General features: G+C 68.6%; 5 protein-coding genes. 2 read left to right on the top strand and 3 right to left on the bottom strand.

The annotated features are described in order from the left end of the window. The coding region (locus tag ACTMTU_RS35975) for a hypothetical protein (RefSeq protein ID WP_441267631.1) at window positions 1-217 on the top strand (217 nt) is incomplete at its 5' end. A 236-nt stretch (window positions 218-453) separates the two neighbouring features. Here the strand turns inward: ACTMTU_RS35975 and ACTMTU_RS35970 are convergent. After that, the gene (locus ACTMTU_RS35970) at window positions 454-1,461 is read right to left on the bottom strand and encodes a stage II sporulation protein M (protein WP_441267630.1); all 1,008 of its coding nucleotides are present in this window, start codon (window positions 1,459-1,461) and stop codon (window positions 454-456) included. 147 nt (window positions 1,462-1,608) lie between these two features. Here ACTMTU_RS35970 and ACTMTU_RS35965 point away from each other — a divergent pair, with 147 nt between their 5' ends. After that, window positions 1,609-2,553, top strand: a complete 945-nt coding sequence (locus ACTMTU_RS35965; protein WP_441267632.1) for an RDD family protein — start codon at window positions 1,609-1,611, stop codon at window positions 2,551-2,553. A 122-nt stretch (window positions 2,554-2,675) separates the two neighbouring features. Here the strand turns inward: ACTMTU_RS35965 and ACTMTU_RS35960 are convergent, their stop codons facing one another. Together ACTMTU_RS35960 and ACTMTU_RS35955 are read right to left on the bottom strand one after the other, a co-directional pair. Beyond that, a complete protein-coding gene (locus ACTMTU_RS35960; protein ID WP_441267629.1) occupies window positions 2,676-3,290 on the bottom strand; it encodes a hypothetical protein in 615 nt (204 codons plus the stop codon). A 148-nt stretch (window positions 3,291-3,438) separates the two neighbouring features. Further along, the coding region (locus ACTMTU_RS35955; RefSeq protein ID WP_441267616.1) for an adenosylhomocysteinase at window positions 3,439-3,515 on the bottom strand (77 nt) is incomplete at its 5' end.

Genomic DNA, 3,515 nt, shown 5'->3' with positions numbered 1-3,515 from the left:
GATGGACGGGGTATCAACATATCTGGCGTTGATTTTTGGCACACTGTTGAGTTCTCAAGGAACGGACGCTTCCTTTGTACTCACCCTTTCGGGCTTTCCTCCGGGCGCTTCCCTTCGGTCTTGCGTTTCCAACCTTACCAGATCCGTTTTCCGTTCCGTTTCCGGTTCGGATTTCATTTCCGGTGGCCGTTGGTGGGCCTTTTTGCCTTTCGGCTGATCCGAACTTTATCAGAATCATCTTGGCCGACCTAATCGGCGTTGTGATTCGGATAAGGAATCGGGAAGCGGCTCCGCGGAAATCATTTCCCGGCGAGAGCCAGACAGACTCTAAATGTTCACGCCCGAACTTGTCCAGTCCGAGGCAACCGTTTAAATCTACCTCCCCACGGGTCCCGTGTCAACGGGGCTGCGGGGCGAAGAGGAGACTAGCAGGTCACAGGGCCCGCACGCACATCAGGCCGCCGTGGGGAGCTCGGCGCTGCGGTCAGCCTCCTCCACGTCGCCCGTGTCTCCTGCACGGGCCGCTCGGCCGCCCAGGACGTAGACGTACGCGAGGAAGCCCAGCTCGGCGACGATGCCGATGGTGATACGAGCCCAGGTCGGCAGGCCGGAGGGGGTTACGAAGCCCTCGATCAGGCCCGACACGAACAGCACCAGGGCGAGGCCGATAGCCATGCCGAGCGCCGCCCGGCCCTGCTGGGCAAGAGCGGTACGACGGCTCAGCGGTCCCGGGTCGATCACCGTCCAGCCGAGACGCAGACCGGTGCCGGCCGCGACGAACACGGCCGTCAGTTCGAGCAGGCCGTGCGGGAGCACCAGCCCGAGGAAGACGTCGAGCCGGCCGGCGGACGACATGAGTCCGATTCCTACGCCCAGATTCAGCATGTTCAGGAAGAGGATCCAGATGACCGGCAGGCACAGGAACGCACCGAGGGTCAGGCACATGGCGGCTGCCTGAGCGTTGTTCGTCCATACCTGGGCGGCGAACGAGGCCGCGGGATGGCTCGAGTAGTAGGTCTCGTACTCCCCGCCGGGGCGGGTCAGCCGACGGAGTTCTTCCGGTGCCCCGATCGCCGCCTGGACCTCCGGGTGGGTTCCGATCCACCAGCCGATGAGGGCGGCGACGAGGGTGGAGAGCACCGCGGTCGGTATCCACCAGTGCCGGGAGCGGTAGACGGCGGCGGGAAAACCGGCGGTGAGGAAGTGGACCGCGTCCCTCCAGCTCGACCGCCGGGTGCCGGTGACGACAGCTCGTGCCCGTGCCACGAGCTGGGTGAGCCTCGCTGTCAGTGCCGGTTCCGGAGCGCTGGACTGTACGAGAGAGAGATGAGTGGCCGTGCGCTGGTAGAGGGCGACGAGCTCGTCTGCTTCCGCGCCCGTCAGGTGACCGCCCCGGCGAAGGAGGTGGTCCAGGCGGTCCCACTCGGCACGGTGGGCTGTCACGAAGACGTCGAGGTCCATGGTCGGCTGCTGCTCCAGGCACTGGGTGCATTGCGTACGGTCCGTACTACTTCACTGCTGCACTACTGCGACACGCTGCCGGTCAGCTTGGCAGACTGGGAGATCAAGGGGCAGGGAAGACCGAAGAACGCGACGACAGGGGCAGCAGTGAGTGGGCTAGTGACAGGGGACGCGGTCGTACTGGGGCTGCAGCCGGCAAGACTGCCGAGCCGGGCGCTCGCCCTCGTGATCGATCTCGCCGTCATCTGGACCGTGTACCTGCTGCTGTCCATCGGTCTGGCGCTCGCGACGGCATCACTGGACGAAGCCGCGGTCATGGCGGTGTCCATCGCCTCGTTCCTGCTGGTCCTCGTCGGTGCGCCGATAGCCGTGGAGACCCTCAGCCACGGTCGTTCCCTGGGAAAGCTGGCCTGCGGACTGCGTGTGGTCCGTGACGACGGCGGGCCGATCAGGTTCCGGCACGCGTTGGTGCGCGGGGCGATGGGCGTCGTGGAGGTTCTCTTCACGTTCGGGGTCATCGCCTGCATCGCTTCGCTGGTGTCGGAACGGGGCCGGCGAATAGGCGACGTCTTCGCCGGGACGCTCGTCGTGAGGGAGCGGGTCCCCGCCGCCCGTGGCCCGATGGCGTCGCCTCCTCCGCCGCCGTGGCTGGTCGGACGGTTCGCCCAGCTCGACCTGTCGGGTGTGCCGGACGATCTGTGGCTGGCGATACGCCAGTACCTGACCCGTATGAGGCAGCTGGATCCTGCCGTGAGCTGGTCCATGGCGCAGCGGCTGGCCGGCGATCTGGCGGAGCGCACGGGAGCGCCGGCGCCTGAGGGCGTGCCGCCGGCCGCGTATCTTGCGGCCGTGGTCAACGAGCGGCAGGCCCGTGACGCCCGGCGGGCATTCACCGCGGCCGCGCGCGAAGTCGGCCCCGGCCCCACGGCTGCCGGTCCCGCTGCGGTCCCCGTCGAAACGACGGTCGACAGCATGGACACGCGGTCTGCCGCTGCCGCAACGGGCAGCACACCCCTCCCCCGTCCTACTGCGCCGGCCCAGGCCCACGTCCCCCCGACCGGGACGCCCGGAGGTTTCGCCCCTCCCGCCTGAGCGACCGAGCGACCGAGCGCTGATCACTCGAGCATCCGAGCGGAACGCCGCGCCTTCGGCGCCGGCAGGCGGATCGGTCCGACGAGCCCGTCGGCAGGGACGGCCCGCCCGGCGCGTCGTGGTCAGCGGAAGGTGGAGGGTGGGCTCTCGAGGTCCTCGAGCTCGATGCCCGGCGCCGCGAGGACCACGTCCCCGGCGATGTGAATCACGTGCTGCTCGCCCGTGTCCAGGGCGTTGACCTGGTATTCGTCCACTGTCAGAAGGCCGTTGTCAGTGGTGTGCGCTTCACTTTTCACCAGAGCCCAGGACTGGTCGACGGTCCGGGGTGCGAGTACGGGGTCGGTGAAGGCGACGAGACGGACGCGGGTGGCGGGGGCGCCGGGTGCGAGGCGCAGAAGACGGGCCGTTGCGACGAGGAAGGCGGGGGAGGTGCCGGTGAAGGCGTGGGCGGGGGCGTTCCCTTCACGTGCGTCGGTTCCGGTCGGGTCCGTGCGGACCCAGGTGACGCCGTCGATCGCCGCGCCGCGGACCTGCCAGCTCGCCGCGTGGAGTTCGAGGCGGATGGGGCGGCCCAGCTCGTCGAGCGCGAGGTCGACGGAGCCGGCGTCGTCGCCGGAGGGAGTGGTGGTCCGGGAGACGTATCGCCAGCCGGAGGGGCCGGGGGCGCATTGGAAGTGTTCTTCGCCGAGGGGGGTGTGGTCGTGCGGATCGTGGAGCGAATAGCGGCCGCGGGGCATGGGGGCGTAGGTGTCCTTGTGCGGTGAGGCGTGAGCCGGAGCCGTTCGAGGAGGGTACGGGGCAGGCCCCCGACACGGGGGTGCGGGGGCCTGCCTGGTACTGCTCTGCGAGTACTGCCTGCGGCGCTGCGCTACGCCGTCGTCGTGATCAGTAGCGGTAGTGGTCCGGCTTGTACGGGCCGTCGACCTCGACGCCGATGTAGGCGGCCTGCTCCGGGCGCAGGG

The organism is Streptomyces sp. OZ13 (assembly GCF_052068155.1).
Lineage (GTDB): Bacteria > Actinomycetota > Actinomycetes > Streptomycetales > Streptomycetaceae > Streptomyces.
The sequence above is the reverse complement of the archived record's forward strand: the minus strand, read 5'-3'. Positions and strand labels throughout refer to the sequence as shown.

Coding starts and splice junctions, on each gene's coding strand:
- ACTMTU_RS35970 (WP_441267630.1), bottom strand. CDS start 1,461: ATGGACCTCGACGTCTTCGTGACAGCCCACCGTGCCGAGTGGGACCGC.
- ACTMTU_RS35960 (WP_441267629.1), bottom strand. CDS start 3,290: ATGCCCCGCGGCCGCTATTCGCTCCACGATCCGCACGACCACACCCCC.